General features: G+C 63.8%; 24 protein-coding genes. 9 read left to right on the top strand and 15 right to left on the bottom strand.

Features of this window, described 5'->3' with window-relative positions:
• Window positions 1-26 precede the first annotated feature (26 nt).
• The 7 genes from NYR54_RS00270 to NYR54_RS00240 all read right to left on the bottom strand — a co-directional run bounded on the left by NYR54_RS00270 (window position 27) and on the right by NYR54_RS00240 (window position 5,516).
• Window positions 27-806, bottom strand: a complete 780-nt coding sequence (locus tag NYR54_RS00270) for a succinate dehydrogenase iron-sulfur subunit (RefSeq protein ID WP_261513339.1) — start codon at window positions 804-806, stop codon at window positions 27-29.
• The gene (locus tag NYR54_RS00265) at window positions 799-1,656 is read right to left on the bottom strand and encodes a glycosyltransferase family 25 protein (RefSeq protein WP_261513338.1); all 858 of its coding nucleotides are present in this window, start codon (window positions 1,654-1,656) and stop codon (window positions 799-801) included. The genes NYR54_RS00270 and NYR54_RS00265 overlap by 8 nt, the downstream gene beginning before the upstream one ends.
• 27 nt (window positions 1,657-1,683) lie before the next feature.
• On the bottom strand, window positions 1,684-3,519 hold the full coding sequence (sdhA, locus tag NYR54_RS00260; protein ID WP_261513337.1) for a succinate dehydrogenase flavoprotein subunit: 1,836 nt from the start codon (window positions 3,517-3,519) through the stop codon (window positions 1,684-1,686).
• A gap of 7 nt (window positions 3,520-3,526) precedes the next feature.
• Window positions 3,527-3,910 (bottom strand): succinate dehydrogenase, hydrophobic membrane anchor protein, encoded by a 384-nt coding sequence (sdhD, locus tag NYR54_RS00255; RefSeq protein ID WP_261513336.1) that lies wholly within the window; start codon window positions 3,908-3,910, stop codon window positions 3,527-3,529.
• Window positions 3,911-3,912: 2 nt separating this feature from the next.
• Complete coding sequence (sdhC, locus tag NYR54_RS00250) at window positions 3,913-4,320, bottom strand: succinate dehydrogenase, cytochrome b556 subunit (protein WP_261513335.1); 408 nt, start codon at window positions 4,318-4,320, stop codon at window positions 3,913-3,915.
• 176 nt (window positions 4,321-4,496) lie between these two features.
• Window positions 4,497-4,919 carry a DoxX family protein gene (locus tag NYR54_RS00245; RefSeq protein WP_261513334.1) on the bottom strand — a complete coding sequence of 141 codons (423 nt, stop codon included), beginning with the start codon at window positions 4,917-4,919 and terminating at the stop codon, window positions 4,497-4,499.
• Between the two features lie 135 nt (window positions 4,920-5,054).
• A complete protein-coding gene (locus tag NYR54_RS00240) occupies window positions 5,055-5,516 on the bottom strand; it encodes a GNAT family N-acetyltransferase (protein WP_261513333.1) in 462 nt (153 codons plus the stop codon).
• Window positions 5,517-5,661: 145 nt separating this feature from the next.
• Here NYR54_RS00240 and NYR54_RS00235 point away from each other — a divergent pair, with 145 nt between their 5' ends.
• A complete protein-coding gene (locus NYR54_RS00235; protein WP_261513332.1) occupies window positions 5,662-6,009 on the top strand; it encodes a hypothetical protein in 348 nt (115 codons plus the stop codon).
• 70 nt (window positions 6,010-6,079) lie between these two features.
• The gene (locus NYR54_RS00230) at window positions 6,080-6,391 is read left to right on the top strand and encodes a hypothetical protein (RefSeq protein ID WP_261513330.1); all 312 of its coding nucleotides are present in this window, start codon (window positions 6,080-6,082) and stop codon (window positions 6,389-6,391) included.
• A 12-nt stretch (window positions 6,392-6,403) separates the two neighbouring features.
• Here NYR54_RS00230 and NYR54_RS00225 read toward each other — a convergent pair whose 3' ends face one another.
• Entirely contained in the window at window positions 6,404-6,616 is a 213-nt protein-coding gene (locus NYR54_RS00225; protein ID WP_261513329.1) for a DUF1674 domain-containing protein, read from the bottom strand.
• A 139-nt stretch (window positions 6,617-6,755) separates the two neighbouring features.
• Here NYR54_RS00225 and htpX point away from each other — a divergent pair, with 139 nt between their 5' ends.
• Together htpX and NYR54_RS00215 are read left to right on the top strand one after the other, a co-directional pair.
• On the top strand, window positions 6,756-7,679 hold the full coding sequence (htpX, locus tag NYR54_RS00220) for a zinc metalloprotease HtpX (RefSeq protein ID WP_261513328.1): 924 nt from the start codon (window positions 6,756-6,758) through the stop codon (window positions 7,677-7,679).
• Window positions 7,670-9,046 (top strand): RsmB/NOP family class I SAM-dependent RNA methyltransferase, encoded by a 1,377-nt coding sequence (locus NYR54_RS00215; protein ID WP_279327356.1) that lies wholly within the window; start codon window positions 7,670-7,672, stop codon window positions 9,044-9,046. Before htpX ends, NYR54_RS00215 begins: the two co-directional genes overlap by 10 nt.
• A gap of 105 nt (window positions 9,047-9,151) precedes the next feature.
• Here NYR54_RS00215 and rplS read toward each other — a convergent pair whose 3' ends face one another.
• The 6 genes from rplS to NYR54_RS00185 form a co-directional block, all read right to left on the bottom strand.
• On the bottom strand, window positions 9,152-9,676 hold the full coding sequence (gene rplS / locus NYR54_RS00210; RefSeq protein ID WP_261513326.1) for a 50S ribosomal protein L19: 525 nt from the start codon (window positions 9,674-9,676) through the stop codon (window positions 9,152-9,154).
• A gap of 203 nt (window positions 9,677-9,879) precedes the next feature.
• Complete coding sequence (locus tag NYR54_RS00205; protein WP_261513325.1) at window positions 9,880-10,218, bottom strand: DUF4260 domain-containing protein; 339 nt, start codon at window positions 10,216-10,218, stop codon at window positions 9,880-9,882.
• Window positions 10,215-10,922 carry a tRNA (guanosine(37)-N1)-methyltransferase TrmD gene (gene trmD / locus NYR54_RS00200; protein WP_261513324.1) on the bottom strand — a complete coding sequence of 236 codons (708 nt, stop codon included), beginning with the start codon at window positions 10,920-10,922 and terminating at the stop codon, window positions 10,215-10,217. Before trmD ends, NYR54_RS00205 begins: the two co-directional genes overlap by 4 nt.
• On the bottom strand, window positions 10,919-11,512 hold the full coding sequence (rimM, locus tag NYR54_RS00195) for a ribosome maturation factor RimM (protein WP_261513322.1): 594 nt from the start codon (window positions 11,510-11,512) through the stop codon (window positions 10,919-10,921). Before rimM ends, trmD begins: the two co-directional genes overlap by 4 nt.
• A 62-nt stretch (window positions 11,513-11,574) precedes the next feature.
• A complete protein-coding gene (locus tag NYR54_RS00190) occupies window positions 11,575-11,934 on the bottom strand; it encodes a cell division protein ZapA (RefSeq protein WP_261513321.1) in 360 nt (119 codons plus the stop codon).
• A 23-nt stretch (window positions 11,935-11,957) separates the two neighbouring features.
• Window positions 11,958-12,230 carry a DUF4164 domain-containing protein gene (locus NYR54_RS00185; protein WP_261513320.1) on the bottom strand — a complete coding sequence of 91 codons (273 nt, stop codon included), beginning with the start codon at window positions 12,228-12,230 and terminating at the stop codon, window positions 11,958-11,960.
• Between the two features lie 278 nt (window positions 12,231-12,508).
• Here NYR54_RS00185 and tkt point away from each other — a divergent pair, with 278 nt between their 5' ends.
• From tkt to NYR54_RS00160, 5 genes are all read left to right on the top strand, one after another.
• Complete coding sequence (gene tkt / locus NYR54_RS00180; protein WP_261513319.1) at window positions 12,509-14,503, top strand: transketolase; 1,995 nt, start codon at window positions 12,509-12,511, stop codon at window positions 14,501-14,503.
• A 168-nt stretch (window positions 14,504-14,671) separates the two neighbouring features.
• Entirely contained in the window at window positions 14,672-15,685 is a 1,014-nt protein-coding gene (gene gap / locus NYR54_RS00175) for a type I glyceraldehyde-3-phosphate dehydrogenase (protein WP_261513318.1), read from the top strand.
• Between the two features lie 303 nt (window positions 15,686-15,988).
• Window positions 15,989-17,848, top strand: a complete 1,860-nt coding sequence (locus tag NYR54_RS00170; RefSeq protein WP_261513317.1) for a potassium/proton antiporter — start codon at window positions 15,989-15,991, stop codon at window positions 17,846-17,848.
• A gap of 57 nt (window positions 17,849-17,905) precedes the next feature.
• On the top strand, window positions 17,906-19,111 hold the full coding sequence (locus NYR54_RS00165) for a phosphoglycerate kinase (protein WP_261513316.1): 1,206 nt from the start codon (window positions 17,906-17,908) through the stop codon (window positions 19,109-19,111).
• 200 nt (window positions 19,112-19,311) lie between these two features.
• Complete coding sequence (locus NYR54_RS00160) at window positions 19,312-20,337, top strand: class I fructose-bisphosphate aldolase (RefSeq protein WP_261513314.1); 1,026 nt, start codon at window positions 19,312-19,314, stop codon at window positions 20,335-20,337.
• Between the two features lie 244 nt (window positions 20,338-20,581).
• Here NYR54_RS00160 and NYR54_RS00155 read toward each other — a convergent pair whose 3' ends face one another.
• Complete coding sequence (locus NYR54_RS00155; RefSeq protein ID WP_261513313.1) at window positions 20,582-21,487, bottom strand: DUF6282 family protein; 906 nt, start codon at window positions 21,485-21,487, stop codon at window positions 20,582-20,584.
• Window positions 21,488-21,501: the final 14 nt, after the last annotated feature.

Raw genomic sequence — 21,501 nt, 5'->3', positions numbered from 1 at the left:
AGGCGCCATCCTGCCCGGGCGGCGGATCAGACCCGCCGCTCCACCATCATCTTCTTGATCTCAGCGATCGCCTTGGCAGGGTTCAGCCCCTTCGGGCAGGTCTGCGTACAGTTCATGATGGTGTGGCAGCGGTAGAGCCGGAACGGGTCCTCCAGCTTGTCCAGGCGCTCGCCCGTCGCCTCGTCTCTGCTGTCGATCAGCCAGCGGTAGGCCTGAAGCAGCACCGCCGGCCCCAGATACCGCTCCCCGTTCCACCAGTAGCTGGGGCAGGAGGTCTGGCAGCAAAAGCAGAGAATGCACTCATAAAGGCCGTCAAGCTTGGCCCGGTCCTCGCGGCTCTGCTTCCATTCCGTGGCGGGCTCGGGCGTGACCGTCTGCAGCCAGGGCTCGATGGAGGAAAGCTGCGCGTAGGGAATTGAAAGGTCCGGCACCAGGTCCTTCACCACCGGCATATGCGGGAGCGGGTAGATCCTCACGGCGCCGTCAATATCGTCCATGCCCTTGGTACAGGCGAGCGTATTGGCGCCGTCGATGTTCATGGCGCAGGAACCGCAGATGCCTTCGCGGCAGGAGCGGCGGAAGGTGAGTGTCGGGTCGATCTTGTTCTTGATCCAGATGAGACCGTCGAGAACCATCGGCCCGCAATCGTCCATATCGACATAGTAGGTGTCGACGCGCGGATTTTCGCCGTCATCCGGCGACCAGCGGTACACGCGGTATTCACGCAGATTCGTCGCGCCCTCGGGCTTCGGCCACACCTTGCCTTGCCGGATCTTGGAGTTTTTGGGGAGGGTGATCTCAACCATTGCACACGCCTTTTAATGCCTGATAGTTGGCTAGTATGGATGGGTAAGGGGCGACCACACGCCACGCGACAACCCATGGCAATATTATCTTGGTAAGCCCAAGAGAGACCTGCGCCTTCACTCTTCTCCAAGCCGTCAGCGGATGCCGACAATAGGACAATATTTTCTCTGCTCGGGAACGCCCATTATTCGCGATGTTGGAACGTGCAAGCGCAGTCTTCTCCAATTGGAAATGCGCCTGCATCACGTCCAGCCCCATGCAGAATGCAGGGTCTGCCTGCAAACGCCTAACATCCCGCTTTCCCCAGATGTAATTGTCCACCAAACCTGCCTTGTGGGGTAGCCCCTTCAAGAGCATTGCCGCGGCCTCAGGCGTGACCAGATAACCGGCAGAGCCAGAAACAGCCCGCAATAGCGCGTAAAGACCCGTGCTGGAGTATGCCGAACGTTCCCGAGCCAGAAACGCTCGCCTGCACCGGGTTTCGATATTGACGACCACACACCCTTCAAGGGCCGCCGCCTCATTCAGAAAGGCGGGGAGCTCTTCGGCCAGAACTGCATCATCTTCCAACACAAGAGCGTTGCAGCCAAGTTCGATGACGTGCTCCCAACATCTCGCATGGCTGAGAAGGCAGGCCACTTCATTTCGCGTCAGGACACGCTGCCATCGGCGAGCATATCGGTGATAGGTTTCAGCGGAGAGCTTCGCCCCATCCACCGCCGGTATCCGTTCGAAGTCTATTCCGAGATGTTTGGCCTGGGCGCGCTGAAAGGCCAATCGCTCGGGCGCGCGGTCCAGATTGATAACCAGGATCGCGCATTGTTGTGCTGCGACACGCTGGGCCTCCAATGCTCCTTCACAGCCCTGGAGCATTGCTCAGTACACCCGCTTCTTCGGCGCGATCTTTGCCGGATCGATGCCGCCTTCCTCGGGCTTCAGCAGCGGTTCGGTATGCACCGGACGATAGCTGAGGCGCACACTGCCCGCCTCGTCCACCCAGGAAAGCGTGTGCTTGCGCCAGTTGACGTCGTCGCGCTCGGTGAAATCCTCACGCGCGTGCGCGCCTCGGCTTTCCTTGCGCGCCTCAGCCGAATAGACGGTCGTGATCGCGTTCGCCATGAGGTTATGGAGTTCGAGCGTCTCCACGAGGTCGGAGTTCCAGATCATCGACCGGTCATGGACCTTGATGTCGGGAAGCTCCTGCCAGATCGCGGAAATACGCCGGCAGCCCTGCTCAAGCGATTCCTGCGTGCGGAAGACGGCGGCATCCTCCTGCATCGCCCGCTGCATCTTCTCACGCAGCACCGCAGTCGGCGTGCCGCCATCGGCATGGCGGATGCGGTCGAAGCGGTCCATGATCTTCTCGCAGGCGGCACGATTGACCGGCGGAACCTTGGACGAACGGTCCACCACCTGGCCAGCACGGATGGCGGCCGCGCGGCCGAACACCACGAGATCGATCAGCGAGTTAGAGCCGAGCCGGTTCGCCCCGTGCACGGAGGCACAGGCCGCCTCGCCCACGGCCATCAGGCCCGGCGCCACGGCGTCCGGATCATCCGGCGTCGGGTTCAGCACCTCGCCCCAATAGTTTGTAGGAATGCCACCCATGTTGTAGTGCACCGTCGGTAGCACCGGGATCGGCTCGCGCGTCACGTCGACGCCGGCGAAGATGCGCGCCGATTCGGCGATGCCGGGCAGGCGCTCGTGGATCACGGCCGGGTCGAGGTGGTCGAGATGCAGGTAGATGTGGTCCTTGTTCTTGCCCACGCCGCGGCCCTCGCGGATCTCCAGCATCATGCAGCGGGAGACCACGTCGCGCGAGGCGAGGTCCTTGGCCGACGGCGCGTAGCGCTCCATGAAGCGCTCGCCCTCGGAGTTGACGAGATAGCCGCCCTCGCCGCGCACACCCTCGGTGATCAGGCAGCCGGCGCCATAGATGCCGGTCGGGTGGAACTGCACGAACTCCATGTCCTGCAGCGGCAGGCCCGCGCGCGCGATCATGCCGTTGCCGTCGCCCGTGCAGGTGTGTGCGGACGTGCAGGAGAAATAGGCGCGTCCATAGCCGCCCGTCGCCAGCACCACCATCTTGGCGGCGAAGCGGTGGATGGTGCCGTCCTCCAAGTTCCAGGCAACGACGCCCGTGCACACGCCGTCATCGGACATGATGAGGTCAAGCGCGAAATATTCGATGAAGAACTGCGCGTGGTTCTTCACCGACTGGCCGTAGAGCGTGTGTAGGATGGCGTGGCCCGTACGGTCGGCGGCAGCACAGGTGCGCTGCACGGGCGGGCCTTCGCCGAAATTCTGCATGTGGCCGCCGAAGGGGCGCTGGTAGATCTTGCCGTCCTCGGTGCGCGAGAACGGCACGCCGTAGTGCTCCAGCTCGTAGACGGCGGCCGGCGCCTCGCGCGCCAGATATTCCATCGCGTCCACGTCGCCCAACCAGTCGGAGCCCTTCACCGTGTCGTAAAGGTGCCACTGCCAATGGTCGGGCCCCATGTTCTGGAGCGAGGCAGCAATGCCGCCCTGCGCGGCCACCGTGTGCGAGCGCGTCGGAAACACCTTGGTGATGCAGGCCGTCTTCAGCCCCTGCTCGGCCATGCCGAGCGTGGCCCGCAGGCCTGCGCCGCCGGCCCCCACCACCACCACGTCGAAGGCGTGGTCCACATACTCATAGGCCCTGACGGCCTTTCTTTCGCTTGCATTCGCCATTCGGAAATCAGGCTCCGAAAATGATTTTTAGAAGAGAAAAGAGCGCGATCGCGCCGACGACAATTGGGAAGAAGGTGTTGAGGATGATGAGCGCCACCTTCCAGCCGTCATCGTGGACGTAGTCCTCGATGATCACCTGCATGCCGAGCCGCATGTGATAAAGCACCGACAGGAAGGCGAAGGCGATCGGAAGCGCGACAAACGGGCTGGAAAGGGCGCCGCGCACCTCTTCATAGGAGGCGCCGTTATAGGCGATCACAAATCCGATGAGAAAGAGAGTGAGCGGCACATTTGAAACCGCCGTCAGCCGCTGGCGCCAGAAGTGCTCCGTGCCGCTGCGAGCCGCACCGAGGCCGCGGACGCGGCTCAGGGGTGTGCGCATGTCTGCCATGATCAAAACCCTCCCCTAACCGCGTAGCCCGCCACCCAGACCACCAGAGTGAGGGCGACGGAGCCGATCAGCGTAACCCAGGCCATGCGGGTGGAGGTTTCCTTCTCGATGCCGTGGCCCGTGTCCCAGATGAGATGGCGGATGCCGCCCAGCATGTGGTGGATGAGGGTCCAAGTGTAGCCGAAAAGCACGAGCCGGCCGAGAATCGAGCCGAACAGCATGTTCACGAAATCGAACCATGCCTGCGACGTGGCGGCCGCAAGCAGCCATAGGGCGAAAAGCACGGTTCCGAAATAAAGCGCGCCGCCGGTGATACGATGGACGATGGACATCGCCATGGTGGGCGTCACGCGGTAAATCTGCAAATGCGGCGAGAGCGGTCTCGCCTGGGTGGCTGTGGACTTGCTCATGGCTTCCCCATTTCACGGCCAAGAGATGAGATAGCGGCGTTGGCGGGGTCGAACCCGCGCCGTTCCCAAGCCTCCGGCAGATGGTTTCTAATGCGGTTTTTGCAGTGCGTCAAAGCCGCAGGGAAGCCATGGGCTGGCTTGAATCGATTGAAGTTCTGACGGGGCCCTGACGCGCGTCAGGCTTCGCCAGCGGTTTCCTGCCGCCATATCAGGCCCCTTCTGACGGCCAGCCTCTCGCCGGGTCCGTGAACGGCGGCGTACAAGAGGCCCGCGATGAAGACGAAATGATCGACAAAGAACCCGAACATCATCGGATCGTCCGTCCATTTCGAGGGCCCGTAGAAGGCGACACCGAGAAAAAGGACATAGGCCGCGGCAAGCAGTGCCGCCTCCGTAAAGAAGGCGCCGGTCAGAAAGGCGATGACGAGCGCGATTTCGAACAGGGCTGCGACCCACGCGAACAGCAACGGGGCCGGGAAGCCGATGGAGGCTATCTGGGTCGCGGTGTTCTCCATGCCAGCGAGTTTGAAGCCCGCTGCCATGGCGAAAACACCAGCAAAGATGAGCCGGGCGATGAGAATTGCGGCGGTCTTGGCCATTTGAGTCCTCTCCTTGAAATCCCGGTGAATTGAATCCCTGTGAGGTTCCCCAAGGACGGATAACAGAAGCGCATTCCGACATTAGCCGGCCACGGGACTCTGCCACCGTTCGCTAGAGCCGCCGCGATCTCCGCGCTACCGCGCGTCGTAACGGATCACATGGCTTGTCCAGTCAGAGGGTGCCGCCAGCCGCTCGAAGAGCCTGCGGCCTTCCAGAGACTGGCGCGGGGCATTCAGCACAAGCTTCGCCCAGCCGCGATCCTCCGCCTGGTCACTCACCAGATCGATGAGCGCCTTGGCGATGCCTTTGCCGCGGTGTTCGTGATGCACATAGAGATGCTCCAGAAGGCCGTAGCGCAGCCCAGTCAGCGGGTCGGGGAGATCGAAAAACAGGGCAAAACCCACCAGCTCGCCGTTCACCCGGGCGCCGACGATCTCCACCACCCGATCCTGCAGCAGTGTTTCGGCGTAGAACTCATCGGGCCGGCGTGGAGCGCCGCGCTTGAGCGATTGGGTGTAGGCGGCAAGGAGCGGCGCCAGCGCGCGCGCATCCCTGAGCCGCAACGGTGCGATGTCGACCTGCTGATTTTCGCTCATGGCTCCGGACCTTTTCGCCGATACAAAGCATTCTGCGGAATTGAACACATCTGGCAGCGCCACGGCAACGGGCAAGCCCCAGGTGACAATGGTTAAGAAACCGTTAACCTGGGCACCGGGATTCCCGGGAAGGAGCAACAGCATCATGCCTGCATTTAAGAAACTTACGTCCGGAACGCTCCTGGCCGTTTTGGCCCTATCGATTGCCGCCTCTTCCGCATCCGCGGGCGAGACTGCCTATGCCGACAGGTTCGGCAATCTCGTCGTTCAAAGCCCGGCTGGCTTCAAGCGAATCATTGTCGGCAAGGGCTATCTGGCCGAACGCCATGCCTATGGCACACCCGAGCACCCGAAAGTAGCCTATCTGGAGGAGCGGCGCGGCCGGCTCTATCTACGCGAGTTGCGGAGCTGCCGCTACGGAACGCTACTGCGCGGGCGCAGCTACATGTATGGCCTCCCGGATAACAAGGTGCCGGTCCCCTCGGCCTGTTAGGGCAGAAACGCCTGCGCGAGGAACCCGTTCTCCTTCCGGAGCGTTTGGGCTACCGCAGGGAGCGGTTCTGATGGCTAATACGAAAACGCTCGTCGACCACGATGCAATCCGCGATTGGGCGGCTGCCCGTGCGGGCCAGCCGGCACTGAGCCAGCCGGCTTTGGGCATGGGCCAGGCCGAACCCGTGCTCTGCTTCGCCTTCGGCCAGCATGCCTACCTGGATACGGACGAAGGCGCGGATCAGATCGGCGGCCTGGAGATCATTGAATGGGACGACTGGTTCCGCATCTTCGACGAGCGCCAGCTTGCCCTCGTCGTAGAAGAGGACGTGCCGGGGCGACGCGAGGACTTCCACGAACTCGTGCGGCGGCCTCAACAATAAGGCCGCGATACTCTAGAAGTCCGTAGCGATGCCCTTAACCTCCCAATCCCCGAAGCGGACGGGATTGGGCCCGTTCCGCCCGCCGATCTCGCGCGGTGCCGCGATCTGTTCCGCGGCCTTTCGCCTGCGCCTTTCCTCCGCCTCCTGAAGCGCCCGCCGCGCGGCGGGCGGAAGCTTCTTCTCAGGGCGGTGCGGGGTGGCGTCCTCTAGCTGCTTTTCATCCATGGCATTCATCCCCTGGAAACCGGCTTTCCGGCCGTCGTTGAAGAACGGCCTGTTGTTGAATATGTAATGTCTCGCTCCCATCATATATGCGAACGCGCGCGTCAGACCCAACGGCGCAGCGATACGGAGCTTCGGGCCAATGAATATGATTCGCACGGCAATGCTTCTGGCGTTCCTGACGGCGCTCTTTATGGGCGTCGGCTACCTGATTGGCGGCAGCGGAGGCATGACGATCGCCTTCCTGATCGCCACAGGCATGAACCTGTTCAGCTACTGGAACGCCGACAAGATGGTGCTGAGCATGCACCATGCCCGCGAAGTAGACGAGCGGACAGCGCCGGAGTTTTATCGCATTGTCCGGGACCTCGCGCATCGGGCGGGCCTGCCCATGCCGCGCGTCTATATCATCGACAATCCGCAGCCCAACGCCTTTGCCACCGGCCGCAACCCGGAGAACGCGGCCGTTGCCGCCACCACCGGGCTTCTGCAGCGCCTTACCCCTGAAGAGGTGGCGGGCGTCATGGCGCACGAGCTGGCGCACATCCAGAACCGCGACACGCTCACCATGACGATCACGGCAACACTTGCCGGTGCGATCTCGATGCTTGCCAATTTCGCGTTCTTTTTCGGCGGCGGGCGCAACGACAACAACAATCCGCTGGGCATCATCGGCGTCCTGATCGCCGCCATTGTTGCGCCGCTCGCGGCGATGCTGGTGCAGATGGCAATCAGCCGTACGCGCGAATACGCGGCCGACCGGCGCGGGGCGGAGATCTGCGGTCAGCCCTTGTGGCTCGCCTCCGCGCTCGCCAAAATCGCGCGAAGCGCGCGCCAGATCGTCAATGTAGATGCCGAGCGCAATCCGGCAACGGCGCACCTGTTCATCATCAACCCGTTGTCCGGGCAGAGGATGGACAATCTCTTCTCGACGCATCCGGATACGGAAAACCGCATCGCCGCCCTGCAGGCCATGGCCCGTGAGGCCGGCCTGAGCGGCACGGTCGGTTTTGCCGCAGGCTTCAGCGGCCCCTGGGGCCGCGCCCGCAAAGGCCCCTGGTCGTGAGGCCGGGAGGCGCGCATCCGCTCCGGAAAGAGAGCACGGCGCAGCCCCACTCCAAGCCTGGTCTGGACGCACGGCGGGCGGCGGTCCGCCTTCTTGCGGCCGTGATCGACGCCCGCACGCCGCTTGACGCGCTGACGGACAACGAGCACGGCCACCCGCAGTTTCTCGCGCTTTCCGCGCGCGACAAGGCACTGGTCCGTGCCATCCTTGTGAGCGCGCTGCGCCACCGCTGCACGATCGAGTCACTCATCCGCGAAACGCTGGAGCGGCCGCTCCCGGAAAAGGCGCGCGCCCTGTCACACATCCTCCATGTGGGCGCGGCGCAAATCCTCTTTCTCGATGTTCCCGACAGCGCGGCCGTTGATCTCGCCGTCGCGCAGGCCAAGACGGACCCGAGAACAGCGCGCTTCTCCGGTCTGGTCAACGCCGTTCTGCGCAACCTCGCAAGAGGCGGAGGCGAGGCGCTGCCGCGCGCCCTGGCCCGCACGCGGGATGCGCCGGCCTGGTTCATGGAGCATCTTGAAAGTGCCTATGGCCGCGAGACGGCAGACGCCATCCTCGCCGCCCACCGGCGGGAGCCGCCAACCGATTTCACAGTGAAATCCGATCCCGATGGCTGGGCCGTACGGCTTGGCGGGCGCGTTCTTCCCAACGGCTCGGTGCGGGTGGACCGGCTGCCAGCACCGGTAGCGGAACTGCCCGGCTATGCGGAGGGCGAATGGTGGGTGCAGGATGCCGCTGCGAGCCTGCCAGCGCGGCTTCTCGGTGACGTGCGCAGGCGCGCCGTTGCCGACCTCTGTGCCGCCCCAGGTGGCAAGACGGCGCAGCTTGCACAGGCCGGTGCGATGGTCACGGCGGTGGACTTGTCGGCTAGCCGGCTCCAACGGCTCGAGGTCAATCTCAACCGGTTGGGCCTGACGGCACAGACGGTCGAGGCCGACCTGCTTGCTTGGCGGCCGGACCAACGGTTCGATGCGGTTTTGCTTGACGCGCCATGCTCTTCCACCGGCACGGTGCGCCGCCATCCGGATGTGCCCTGGACCAAGAGGCCGGAGGATATTCAGCGGCTGGCGGAGCTACAGAGTCGCCTGCTTGAGCGAGCGCTCATGCTGCTGCGGCCGGGCGGCGTGCTCGTCTTCGCCAACTGCTCCCTCGATCCCGCCGAGGGCGAGGAGCTCGTGGGCCGCCTGCTCGCTGAACGCCGGGAGGTGGTGCTCTACCCGGTCAGGGCCAGCGAACTGCCCGACGCGGAGCATTTCATCACCAGCGAGGGCTATCTGCGCACCACGCCGGCCGTACCGGAGACGGCCGGACAGCTCGGCGACGTGGACGGTTTCTTCGCCGCCCGCCTGCGCGTTCAGGAGTGAGATTTATAACTGCATGGAATGAACGGGCCTCTGCGGAAGCCCTATGGATGAATGCGCCGTTGCCGATGCGCGGGCGCAATCATCCATTGTAAGTCTTGTCCGGGCCTACTCGCTCTTGGCCTCGGCTGCGGCTTCAGCCTCCTGGGCGGCTGCTTCTTCCGCGGCCTTCTCCGCGGCGAGCGCCTCCGCGGCAGCCACCTTCTCGGCCTCGATGCGCGCCCTTTCGTCCGCCGCCGCCTGACGCGCCGCGTCGTTCAGCCTGCGGGCGCGGGCACCGGTATTTTCGCTGATGCGGGCGGATTTGCCGCGCCGGTCACGCAGATAGTAGAGCTTGGCGCGCCGCACCTTGCCGCGTCGTACGACCTCGACACCTTCCACCAATGGCGAGTAGACCGGGAAGACACGTTCCACGCCCTCGCCATAGGAAATCTTGCGGACGGTGAAATTCTCGTTGAGCCCCGAGCCGGAGCGCGCGATGCACACGCCCTCGAAGGCCTGGATGCGCGTCCTGGAACCCTCGGTCACGCGCACGAGCACGCGCACGGTGTCACCGGGCGAAAAGTCGGGAAGCGTGCGCTGGGAAGCGATCTTCTGGGCCTGCTCGGCCTCGAGCTGACGGATAAGGTCCATCGTCTTGTCCTTTTGTTCTTCTCGAACCGTCAGAGCGCTCATCCCGCAGGCAGTTCACCGACCGCCTGATGAGTGCGGCTCCCCCGGGGAGGCCGCAAGAGCGAATGCACGTTCTTGCTTAAGATGCCGGCCATGGACCTTCCATGCCAGCCGGCCGCGCACATACACGAGATCGGCAGGGGAATCAACCGATAGCGATCCCGTCAGCCCAGATGCGTGTCCTTGAAGCCGCTTTCATGCTTCAGCCCGTAGCCGAGCGCGCGATCCATGGCGATATGGGCCGCAAGAATGAGAGCCAGATGCACGAAGAGGGCCGAATCCGCCGCAAGGGCCGCCAAATAGAGGATGACCGGCGCGGACCAGTTATGGACGGCGTTGTAGCACCAGGCGCCCACGCGCGGACCCCCGAGATAGCCGAGCATGGAAAGGTCGGGCGCGAGGAAGAGGACGAGAAACAGCCACCAGCTGCCGTCCGCCATCTGGTAAGCGATGAGCGCCGCCAAGAGGAGCGCGGCATTTTCGGCCTGCAGAAGCCGTTTCATTCCGCCTCTCCGGCCTTTTCGTACCGCGCCCAAAGATCGGGCCGCCGCTCGCGCGTCAGCCTTTCCGCTTCCGCGCGCCGCCATTCGGCGATCTTCTTGTGGTTGCCGGAGGTGAGCACGGCCGGAATCTCCCGCCCCTCGAAAAGTTGGGGCCTCGTGTAATGCGGATGTTCCAGAAGCCCGTTTTCGAAGCTCTCCTCCGTCCCGGAACTTTCGTTGCCCATAACCCCCGGAAGGAGCCGCACGACGGCATCGAGCAGGACGAGCGCGGCCGGCTCGCCGCCTGAAAGGATGTAGTCGCCGATGGAAACCTCTTCCAGCGAGCGCGCCTCGATCACGCGTTGGTCCACGCCCTCGAAGCGCCCGCAGACAATGACGGCGCCGGGGCCGGAAGCAAGCGCGCGTACGCGAGCCTGGGTGAGCGGCGCACCGCGCGGGCTCATGAGCAGCCTCGGGCGGGGGTCATCCTCGGGCGCCGCACTGTCGATGGCGCGCGCCAGCACGTCCGCGCGCATCACCATGCCCGCACCGCCGCCCGCGGGCGTATCGTCCACGCTGCGGTGCTTGTCCTGGGCGAAATCGCGGATCTGGACCGTCTCCAGCGACCATGCGCCTACCGCGAGCGCGCGGCCGGCAAGCGACAGGCCGAGATGCCCGGGGAACATTTCCGGGTAAAGCGTGAGAACCGTGGCGCGGAAGCTCAAGAAGCGCCTCCGGCCGACTTCATCTTACGCGCGGGCCTTGCACGGCGGGACCGTTGCGGCGCTTCACGCTCAGCCGTTCCATCGAGCCCCGCGGCGGCGCGGTCGATCCCTACGGTCCCCTCCTTCACGTCAACGCGCGGCACCGCGTCGCGGGTAAAGGAGATCATCACCGTGCTGCCCGTGCCCGGTTGAACCTCCAGCACGTCTCCGGCGCCGAAATTGTGAATCGCGACGATCCTGCCGACCTCCTTTCCGCTTTCGTCAACGACCTGCAAGCCGATGAGGTCCGCATGATAGTATTCTTCCTCTTCCAGCGCCTCGGGCAGAGCCGCGCGGTCGACAAACAGAGCCTCGCCCCGAAGCACCTCGGCCGTGTTGCGATCCCCCACGCCTTTGAAACGGACGATCGCAACCCCTTTGGCGGGGCGGATGCCGGCCACCTCAAGCACACGGCCCGAGCCGGTCGTAAGCGGACCGTAGCTGCCGAGCGCCAGCGGGTCTTCGGTAAAGGTCTTGACGCGCAACTCACCTCTCACGCCGAAGGGCGCGCCGATGATGCCGAGCTGCACGGGTTTCCCGGGCTTTGCCATCGATCCTTGTCAACGCCTGGCCTCAGCGCCCGCGGGCGCCTCAAACTGATCATGCCATGGCTTTAAGCGCCGGACAGTTTCGCCGCAACCGCCTCGATGCGACCCGCAAGCTCGGACAGCTGGCCCGTCAGCGCCGCATCGATCCTGTCCGCCTGCAGAAGCGCCTCGTCCCGCGTCTTGCGCAGCGTGGCAATTTCGGTCTCGAGCCCATGCACCCGCTTCTGCAGCTCGGTCAGTTCGTCCATGACCATGATGCCCGCCATGACGGTGATGCGCTGGTCTCCGATTTCGCCGAAGGCATCCTTCAGATGCGCAACATAGCGGTCGAAACGCTGCGCAAGGTCAATTAGATGCTCTTCCTGGCCTTCGTCGCAGGCCATGCGATACGTCTTGCCGTCAATGATGACCGTGACCTGTGCCATTGTTTCCGCCATGTCCGTGTGCTTCAGCGATCCAGCACGGCGCGGATCGTCTCCATCGCCGTAACGAGCCTGCGCGAAACTTCGCGATTGACCTCCGCAAGCCGCTCCGCGCGCGCCTCGGCCTTGTCGATCTCCTGCGCAAGGCGCGCCCGGTCGGCGCCCATGCGCTGCACCTCGGCCTCAGCTTCGGAAAAATCGCTCTCCTTCTCCAGCCGCGCATCGACAGCGGCCTCCAGAGCGTCAATGGCTCTGGCGAGACGGTCGAGCACTTCACGGAGAGTGGCATCATCGCTCATAGCAACTATCCCGGCCCCACCCGCCTGTGAATTGCCCGCGATCAGAAGATTTTACAAATGAAAGATTAAGCTCCGGATTAAAGGGGCGTCAACATGCCCGGACCCGTCGTCCCCTGTTTGCTGAGCCGTCCCAGCTTTATTGGTAGCCTCGCGAACCTTCCGGCCCGGTCGGGGTTTATTGACTTGAACAGCGCACCTGCTATGTGTCGCCTGCTTTCTCGAAAGGGCGCAGGGGCCGCCCGCGCCCGTGAAGCCCGGCACTGGACCAGCGAGCAGACATGATCTCACGCGAAAAACACGACCGGATGGCGAATGCGATCCGCTTTCTTTCCATTGACGCCGTGGAGAAGGCGCAATCCGGCCATCCCGGCCTGCCCATGGGAGCTGCGGACATCGCCACAGTGCTGTTCACGCGCTTCATGAAGCACGATCCGAAGAACCCCTACTGGCCCGACCGCGATCGCTTCGTGCTTTCGGCTGGCCACGGCTCCATGCTGCTCTATTCGCTCCTGTACCTGCTCGGCTACGAGGATATCACCCTCGAGGAAATCAAGAATTTCCGGCAGCTCGGCTCGCGCACCGCCGGCCATCCCGAATATGGCCATGCGGCGGGGATCGAGACCACCACCGGCCCGCTCGGTCAGGGTTTCGCCAATGCCGTGGGTATGGCGATTGCCGAGCGGCTTCTCAACGCCCGCTTCGGTGACCAGCTCGTCAACCACTACACCTATGCGCTTGTCGGCGACGGCTGCCTGATGGAAGGCATCAGCCAGGAGGCGCTGACGCTCGCCGGGCACCTCAAGCTCAACAAGCTGATCGTGCTTTTCGACGACAACCGGATCTCCATCGACGGTCCAGTCTCGCTCGCCGATTCCACGGACCAGTGCGCGCGCTTCGCCGCTTCCGGCTGGAACACGATGCACGCCGACGGCCACGATCCGGAAGCCATCGCCGCTGCGATCGAGGCGGCGCGCCAGTCGGACCGGCCGACCTTCATTGCCTTCCGCACCACCATCGGCCGCGGCGCCCCTACCAAGGCCGGCACCGCCAAGGCGCATGGCTCGCCTCTTGGGGCCGACGAAATCGCCAAGACCAGGGAGGCGCTCGGCTGGGATGCAGCGCCTTTTGTAATCCCGTCCGATATTCTCGACGACTGGCGCCTGGCGGGCCTTCGTTCCGCCAAGGAGCGTGTCGCCTGGGAAAAGCGCCTGGCTGAATCCGACGGCACCGTACGCGCCGAGTTCGAGCGGCGCATGCGCGGCGATCTGCCCGAAGCGCTCCCGAGCGTGATTGCCGAGTACAAGAAGAAGATCGCCAAGGAAAACCCGAAGGTTGCCACACGCAACGCCTCGGAGATGGCGCTGGAAGTCATCAATGACTGCCTGACGGAGACCATCGGCGGCTCGGCCGATCTAACCGGCTCGAACAACACCAAGACGAGCCAGACGGCGAGCGTGACGCCGGACGATTTCACCGGCCGCTACATTCATTACGGCATCCGCGAGCATGCGATGGCGGCGGCCATGAACGGCATCGCGCTGCATGGCGGACTCATCCCCTATGGCGGCACGTTCCTGGCCTTCTCCGACTATGCGCGGCCCGCGATGCGGCTTGCATCGCTCATGGGCATCCGCTCGATCTTCGTGATGACGCATGATTCGATCGGGCTCGGCGAGGACGGACCGACCCATCAGCCCGTAGAGCATCTCGCGGCCCTCCGCGCCATCCCAAACCATCTCGTCTTCCGCCCGGCGGACGCCACCGAGACGGCCGAATGCTGGCAGCTCGCCCTCGAATCCCGCAAGGCCCCATCCACCCTGGCCCTGACTCGCCAGAAGCTGGAGCCGGTGAGGACGGAGTTCGAGGAAGACAATCTGTGCGCACGCGGTGCCTACGAGCTGCTGCCTGCCAGCGACGAGGCGAAAGTGACCATCTTCGCCAGCGGCTCGGAAGTGGAGATCGCGGTGAAGGCGCGCGCCATGCTCGAGGAGCGTGGCCATCCGACGCGCGTCGTCTCCGTTCCCTGTTTCGAGCTGTTCGAGCAGCAGGATCAGGACTATCAGCAGGCCATCATCGGCAGCGCCCCGGTCCGGATCGCCATCGAGGCGGGTATCCGTCAGGGCTGGGACCGCTTTATCGGGACGGACGGTCTGTTCATCGGTATGAGCGGCTTCGGCGCCAGCGCGCCGGCGGCGGCACTCTACAAGCACTTCGGCATTACGGCGGAAGCGGCTGTGGAGGCGGCCGAGGCGCGCCTCAGGGCCACGCGCTAGCGCTCTTCAGTTTCGGAGCAATTTCGGGAACCGGTTTTCCGTCCGAAATTGCGCTACAACGATAACCTTAGAGCTTTTCTGCCTCCTGAGCGGGAAGCAGAAATGCCTTGGACCGCAATTCATCATTGCGCCGCCCTTACGGCGGCGCCAGCACGCCGGAGGTAGGTCATGACTGTCAGGGTAGCCATCAACGGATTTGGCCGCATCGGCCGCAACATCGTGCGCGCCATTCATGAATCCGGCCGCAAGGATATCGACGTGGTCGCGATCAATGATCTGGGTCCCGTGGAAACCAACGCGCATCTGCTGCGCTACGACAGCGTGCACGGACGCTTCCCGGGCGAAGTGACGGTGGAGGGTGACACGATCCGCGTAGGCTCCGGCGCCTTCAAGGTGCTGGCCGAGCGCGACCCGGCCAACCTGCCGTGGAAGGACCTGGGCGTCGATATCGTGCTCGAATGCACCGGCATCTTCACCTCGAAGGAAAAGGCGTCAGCACACCTTCGGGCCGGCGCGAAGCGCGTGCTCGTTTCGGCCCCGGCCGACGGCGCCGACCTGACGGTGGTCTATGGCGTCAATCACGAGCAGATCACGAAGGACCACGTCGTCATCTCCAACGCCTCCTGCACGACGAACTGCCTGGCGCCCGTCGCCAAGGTTCTGCACGAGGCCTTCGGCATCGAGAAAGGCTTCATGACAACGGTGCATGCCTATACCGGCGACCAGCCGACGCTTGACACCATGCACAAGGACCTTTACCGCGCCCGCGCCGCCGCGATGTCGATGATTCCCACCTCGACCGGCGCCGCGCGCGCCGTCGGCCTCGTGCTGCCGGAGCTGAAGGGCAAGCTCGACGGCGTGTCGATTCGCGTGCCGGTGCCCAATGTGTCGGTGATCGACTTTAAATTCGTGGCGAAGCGCAAGGTCACGGTCGAGGAGGTCAATCAGGCGCTCGTGGCGGCTGCGAGCGAGGGCCCGCTCAAGGGCATTCTCGAATGCACCAACGAGCCGCTGGTCTCGATCGACCTTTCGCATAGCCCGGCTTCCTCGACCTTCGCGCTGCCCCAGACCAAAGTCATCGAGGGCGACCTTGTCCGGGTGATGTCCTGGTACGACAATGAATGGGGCTTCTCGAACCGCATGGCCGATGTGACAGCGGTCATCGCCAAGACGCTCGGCTGAGATCTGGCCTTTTCCCGCAAACGGCGCCCGGCCCCGGCCGGGCATTTTTTTGTTGCCGATCGTCTTGCGTTGAGCCGCCATTCACCTCACTTTAGTTTTCGAAGGCTAAATCGAGTACGCGGCGGTGTTGAAAAACGCTGAAACGGACGGCGCTGGAGGCTCTTTTTCTGCCAGATGCCGTCACCTCGCAGTACAACTTTCATGCTTTTTCTTTGAGCCTGAGAGGGCCAGCGGGATAGGGATGAAACGCAAGGAAGACAATTTCGCAGGGAGCGCTGTAAATCGATTTAAAATTGAGGTGTCATGGACCAATCCATTTATCTGATAACACTGATTGCCACCGCGCTCGTTCTTTTCGCAGCGTTTTCAAGTCTGATCGCCTTCCGTTTCGGTGCACCCCTGCTGCTCGTCTTCCTCGGTATCGGGCTTGCCGCCGGTACTGACGGGCTCGGGCTTGATTTTGACAATGCCTCACTCGCCTTTTTCGTGGGTTCTCTAGCGCTCGCGGTCATCCTGTTCGATTCGGGCTTCGGCACCAGCCTCGCCACACTGCGCAATGCGGCTGCGCCCGCCGTGGTGCTGGCAACGTTCGGCGTGGTGCTGACCGCCGGGCTGGTAGGGATCGCCACATACTTCATTGCGGGGTTCAACTGGCTCGAATCCTTTCTCCTCGGCGCCACCATCGCCTCGACTGACGCGGCCGCCGTCTTCTTCCTGCTGCGCGTCGGCAACATCTCCGTGCGTGACAAGGTCCGCTCCACGCTCGAGGTAGAGTCAGGCTCAAACGATCCGATTGCCATATTCCTTACGCTCTCCCTCATCAGCCTGATTGCTTCGGGCGCTGAAGTCGAGCCCGGAGACCTGGCAGCCGATATCGCGCTCGGCTTTCTTCAGCAGATGGGCATCGGCCTGACCGCGGGCTTGGCCGGGGGATACATGATCGTGCGCTTGGTCACGCGCCTCAATCTTGACCGGGGCCTGCTTCCGATCTTCGTGCTTGCCCTTTCCCTGCTCGTCTTCGCGCTTGCAGGCGCGCTCGGCGGTTCCGGCTTCATCGCCGTCTATGTGGCCGGCATCGTCGCCGGCAATGCGCAACTTCGCTCCACGGCGATGCTGAAGCGGTTCCAAGACGGCATGACCTGGCTGGCGCAGATCATCATGTTTCTCGTGCTCGGCCTTTTGGCGACACCGTCTCAATTCACCGACATCGCCCTGCCGGCGGTGCTCATCGGGCTGTTCCTGATCTTCGTCGCGCGCCCGCTGGCGGTGACGATCTGCCTGCTTCCGTTCCATTTCACACGAGCGGAAACGGCCTTCATCTCCTGGGTGGGCCTGCGCGGCGCGGTGTCGGTTCTGCTTGCCATCCTGCCGATGATCGACGAGCTGGACCAGGGCCGGACGATCTTCAACATCGTCTTCATCATGGTGCTGGTGTCGCTGCTGGTCCAGGGCTGGAGCGTGGCGCCGCTCGCGCGGCGGCTCGGTCTGGTGGTGCCGGCGCGCATCGGTCCCGTTGACAAGGTCGAACTGGAGCTGCCGGGATCAGCGCGCCATGAACTGCTCGCCTACCGCGTCGTCGCGGGCAGTCCGGTCGAGCGCGGACAGCGCATCCCGCGCTGGGCGCGGCCATCGCTGGTGGTCCGCGACGGACGCTCCATGGCATACCAATATGCTGGCCGGCTGATGGCCGGGGACCGCGTCTACATTTTTGTGCCGGACCGTTATCCCGTCCTGCTCGACCGGCTGTTTGCAAGCCCCGCGGCGGTGGACCCCGAAGACGCGGAGTTCTTCGGCGCCTTCGCGCTCGACCCCTCCCGCCCGGCGGCCGATATCGAAGCGGCCTATGCGCTGGGCCTGAGCGAGGAGGACCAGGCGCTTACCATCGCCGAGTTCGTACGCAAGCGGCTCGGCGGGCGCGCCGAATACGGCGACCGCTTGGCGCTCGGCGAAATCGAACTGATCGTGCGCGACGTCGACGATGAGGGGCGCATCACCGGCATTGGCCTTTCGGTCGATCCGCCGGCGCGGCCAGCGGAGGTGCCAGTCTTCCTCAGCATTGGCGAAGCGCTGAGCTGGCTGTGGAATTTCCTGATGGAATTGCGTCGCAGGAAAAAGAAAACGGTGGAAGCGGAGGAAGCGGCGGGCGAGCCGGTTCAGGAGTGACCGGCCTTGTCTGTCTCATCCGGCGCTGTATTTTCGCGCCGGGAAAGGAGCAACCCAATGGCCCAATTTCGAACGCTGGACGACCTCGCAGACATCACCGGAAAGCGCGTGCTGGTGCGGGTGGATCTGAACGTGCCTGTCAAAGACGGCGCGGTCACCGATACGACACGGATCGAGCGCGTCGCGCCCACCATTACGGAACTTTCCGACAAACGCGCCAGGGTGGTGCTTCTTGCGCATTTCGGCCGCCCCAAGGGCAAGCCGGACCCTGAGGCCTCGCTCGAGCCGATCGCCTATGCCGTGGAGAGCGTGATTGACCGGCCTGTACATTTCGCGCCGGACTGCATAGGGGAAACGGCGAAGAACGCCGTCGCCCAAATGGAAGACGGCGACATCCTGCTGCTTGAGAACACCCGCTTCCATCCCGGCGAGGAAAAGAACGATCCCGCGTTCGCCAAGGCGCTGGCGGAGAATGGCGATATCTATGTCAACGACGCCTTTTCCGCCGCCCACCGGGCGCATGCCTCGACCGAGGGGCTGGCCCACCTTCTGCCCGCCTATGCGGGGCGCACCATGCAGGCCGAGCTGGAGGCGCTGGAAAAAGGGCTTGGCAATCCGGCGCGCCCAGTGCTCGCCATCGTCGGCGGCGCGAAGGTTTCCACCAAGATCGACCTGCTTTCGAATCTCGTGAAGAAGGTGGATGCGCTGGTGATCGGCGGTGGCATGGCCAACACCTTCCTCGCCGCCCAGGGAAAAGCCGTAGGCAAGTCGCTGTGCGAACACGACCTTGCCGACACGGCCAAGGCGATCCTGCTCGATGCGGCTTCCGCTGGCTGCGCCGTCATTCTGCCGCTCGACGCGGTGGTGGCCAGGGCATTCGAGGCCGGCGCCGAGAGTTGGACGGTGGATATTGATTCCGTGCCGGAGGACGCCATGATTCTCGACGTGGGGCCGAAAACGGTCGAGAAGGTCAGGGAATGGCTCAGACGCGCTCACACCCTCGTCTGGAACGGGCCTCTCGGCGCCTTCGAGGTCGAGCCCTTCGACAACGCCACGATTGCCGCAGCGCGCTATGCGGCCGACCGTACACGCGAGGGGCTGCTCGTCTCCGTCGCAGGCGGCGGGGACACGGTGGCGGCCTTGAACAAGGCTGGCGTGGCCGAAGACCTCACCTATGTCTCGACCGCCGGCGGCGCCTTCCTCGAATGGATGGAAGGCAAGACATTGCCGGGCGTAGCGGCGTTGTCCGCGGACGCAAGATGATGATGGTTGGAAGCCGGCCCTGAACCCCTCGGCGCCGGCTTCAGACACGCCCGTGAAGCGCGCGAGAGCTGCTATTCTGCAACGCCGCCCCGATCCCACCAGATTCTAGATTTTTCAATCGATTTTGGAACGCCGGCCTGCCTTCCGCCTTGTCAATTCATCTGGTAACGGCATCTCAGATAGTGACAGGAGAGTGGACCATGAGCGAACGGCTGGAAGACATCGCTGCCAGGATGACGGCCGAGGGCAAAGGTATTCTGGCGGCGGACGAAAGCACGGGAACCATCAAGAAGCGGCTGGATACGATTGGTGTGGAGTCGACCGAAGAGACCCGCCGCGACTACCGGGAAATGCTGTTCCGTGCCGATGAAGCCATGCGGAACTACATTTCCGGTGTCATTCTGTACGACGAAACCCTCCGCCAGAAGGCAAGGGATGGAACGCCGCTGGTCGAGCTGATCGCCCGGGCAGGCGCGGTCCCCGGCATCAAGGTGGACAAGGGCGCACAGCCGCTCGCGGGCTTTTCCGGCGAAAAGATCACCGAAGGTCTCGACGGGCTGCGTGGACGGCTGGCCGAGTACTATGAGCTCGGCGCACGCTTTGCCAAATGGCGCGCCGTGATCGACATCTCCGACACTCTGCCGACATGGACGGCGGTGAAGCAGAACGCGCAGGCGCTTGCGCGCTATGCGGCGCTCTGCCAGGAGGCCGGCATCGTCCCGATCGTCGAGCCCGAGGTGCTGATGGACGGCCAGCCGGCGACCCACTCGATCGACCGCTGCTACGAAGTGACGGAGTGGGTGCTGAAGACTGTGTTCCAGGAGCTGTACGATGCCCGCGTGCTGCTCGAGGGCATGGTGCTGAAGCCTAACATGGTGATCGACGGGAAGAACGCGCGCAAGGCTTCGCGCGAGGAGGTGGCGGAGAAGACCGTGCGCTGCCTGAAGTCCACCGTTCCCGCTGCCGTTCCCGGCATCGCCTTCCTCTCGGGCGGGCAGAGCGACGAGGAAGCCACGGCGCATCTGTCGATCATGAATGCCGCCCATGTCACGCCCTGGCGGCTCACCTTCTCCTACGGCCGAGCGCTGCAGGCTGCCGCGCTCAAGGCCTGGGGCGGCAAGAACGAGAATGTGGCGGCCGGCCAGCGCGCCTTTGCCCATCGCGCGCGGATGAACGCCCTCGCCGCGCGCGGTGAGTGGAAACAGGAGCTGGAAGCGGCCGCGTAGGCTGTGGCACCAGGGCCGATCCCCCGGGGCGCTTTCGGGCGCCCTTTTGCTTTGCAGGACATCGCGTACGGATCAAAGAAGCGGAGCGGCCGGCGCCTCTCTCCGCCCAGGCTGAAAAAAACCGCTGCCGGCCCTGTCTGCCATAGGAGGCGCCTTTATCGGGGCATTCACACTGAGGCCGCAACGCGGTCGGTTCGAACCACAATAGAATAGAGCCGATGATGAAGTTGTCGGACTCGTCATATTAAAGGCCCACGAGGGTCGCCGCATTGGTGGCCGTCATCTTGCGGATCGCGGCGTCGTCATAACCCAGCCGGATCAGCACCTCGATGATGGCGCGGAAACCTTCCACCGGCGTGGGATTGTTGTTCTGTCCCAGATCCGAGCCGAAGAAGGTGTTGTCCACCCCGGCGGCATCGATTGCCGCCTTCAGATGCGCATCGTCAAACATCTGGTAGGTCGAGGGGATGAACATGCAGATTGAATGCTCGATCGCGACACCCATCGACACCAGTTGGGCGATGTCCTGGAACGTCGCCTCGTTCACATAGGTGGGATGGTTCAGGAACAGCCGCTTGACGCCGCGAGCCTTAGCCTCTTCGTAGAACGGATAGAGCTCCGAGATATGGTGGTGCCCGCCCGAAACGGCGGCATCGTTCTCGGCGATCAGATCGAGGATCAGCTTCACCTCGTCACGGACCTTGCCCTTCTCGTCGGTCAGCGTTGCCGGGATTGCCGCCACCGTCTTCTTGGTGTTGACTGGAAACTTGTCCTTGAACCCGGCCTCCTTTGCCTCGTGGTCCATGTGGTTCTTGGAATGCGCCGTCGCCATCCAGACGATACACGCGCCCTGCTTCAGGGCATAGTCCACCGCCGAGGGATTCAGCCCTCCCACCGGGTTGTTCAGCACGATCGAACCGAGGCACTGCGTCTTCAGCCCGAGATGCTTGTTGATCAGCGTGGCAATCGGCATGGTCGGGTAATAATGATCCTTGAGCAGGACTGCGCGCATTCCGGCCGCCTCGGCCTGACGCATGACCTCGAAATGATCGACCTTGCGCGGATGCAGCGAGGGGCCGCTGTGCACATGGAGGTCCACTGCTCCCTTCATCAGCGCGTCGATCCGCTCGGTCAGGGTTTCGGTCGTCATGGACGGAGTTCCTT

The sequence above is a fragment of the Chelativorans petroleitrophicus genome, from assembly GCF_025398195.1.
GTDB lineage: Bacteria > Pseudomonadota > Alphaproteobacteria > Rhizobiales > Rhizobiaceae > Chelativorans > Chelativorans petroleitrophicus.
This window is presented reverse-complemented; position numbering and strand designations above follow the sequence as displayed.

Bases quoted from the DNA above. Each gene is read 5' to 3' on its own strand.
- NYR54_RS00270 (WP_261513339.1), bottom strand. From the start codon at position 806: ATGGTTGAGATCACCCTCCCCAAAAACTCCAAGATCCGGCAAGGCAAG.
- sdhA (WP_261513337.1), bottom strand. From the start codon at position 3,519: ATGGCGAATGCAAGCGAAAGAAAGGCCGTCAGGGCCTATGAGTATGTG.
- sdhD (WP_261513336.1), bottom strand. From the start codon at position 3,910: ATGGCAGACATGCGCACACCCCTGAGCCGCGTCCGCGGCCTCGGTGCG.
- sdhC (WP_261513335.1), bottom strand. From the start codon at position 4,320: ATGAGCAAGTCCACAGCCACCCAGGCGAGACCGCTCTCGCCGCATTTG.
- NYR54_RS00245 (WP_261513334.1), bottom strand. From the start codon at position 4,919: ATGGCCAAGACCGCCGCAATTCTCATCGCCCGGCTCATCTTTGCTGGT.
- NYR54_RS00240 (WP_261513333.1), bottom strand. From the start codon at position 5,516: ATGAGCGAAAATCAGCAGGTCGACATCGCACCGTTGCGGCTCAGGGAT.
- NYR54_RS00235 (WP_261513332.1), top strand. From the start codon at position 5,662: ATGCCTGCATTTAAGAAACTTACGTCCGGAACGCTCCTGGCCGTTTTG.
- NYR54_RS00230 (WP_261513330.1), top strand. From the start codon at position 6,080: ATGGCTAATACGAAAACGCTCGTCGACCACGATGCAATCCGCGATTGG.
- NYR54_RS00225 (WP_261513329.1), bottom strand. From the start codon at position 6,616: ATGGATGAAAAGCAGCTAGAGGACGCCACCCCGCACCGCCCTGAGAAG.
- htpX (WP_261513328.1), top strand. From the start codon at position 6,756: ATGAATATGATTCGCACGGCAATGCTTCTGGCGTTCCTGACGGCGCTC.
- rplS (WP_261513326.1), bottom strand. From the start codon at position 9,676: ATGGACCTTATCCGTCAGCTCGAGGCCGAGCAGGCCCAGAAGATCGCT.
- NYR54_RS00205 (WP_261513325.1), bottom strand. From the start codon at position 10,218: ATGAAACGGCTTCTGCAGGCCGAAAATGCCGCGCTCCTCTTGGCGGCG.
- rimM (WP_261513322.1), bottom strand. From the start codon at position 11,512: ATGGCAAAGCCCGGGAAACCCGTGCAGCTCGGCATCATCGGCGCGCCC.
- NYR54_RS00190 (WP_261513321.1), bottom strand. From the start codon at position 11,934: ATGGCACAGGTCACGGTCATCATTGACGGCAAGACGTATCGCATGGCC.
- NYR54_RS00185 (WP_261513320.1), bottom strand. From the start codon at position 12,230: ATGAGCGATGATGCCACTCTCCGTGAAGTGCTCGACCGTCTCGCCAGA.
- tkt (WP_261513319.1), top strand. From the start codon at position 12,509: ATGATCTCACGCGAAAAACACGACCGGATGGCGAATGCGATCCGCTTT.
- gap (WP_261513318.1), top strand. From the start codon at position 14,672: ATGACTGTCAGGGTAGCCATCAACGGATTTGGCCGCATCGGCCGCAAC.
- NYR54_RS00170 (WP_261513317.1), top strand. From the start codon at position 15,989: ATGGACCAATCCATTTATCTGATAACACTGATTGCCACCGCGCTCGTT.
- NYR54_RS00165 (WP_261513316.1), top strand. From the start codon at position 17,906: ATGGCCCAATTTCGAACGCTGGACGACCTCGCAGACATCACCGGAAAG.
- NYR54_RS00160 (WP_261513314.1), top strand. From the start codon at position 19,312: ATGAGCGAACGGCTGGAAGACATCGCTGCCAGGATGACGGCCGAGGGC.
- NYR54_RS00155 (WP_261513313.1), bottom strand. From the start codon at position 21,487: ATGACGACCGAAACCCTGACCGAGCGGATCGACGCGCTGATGAAGGGA.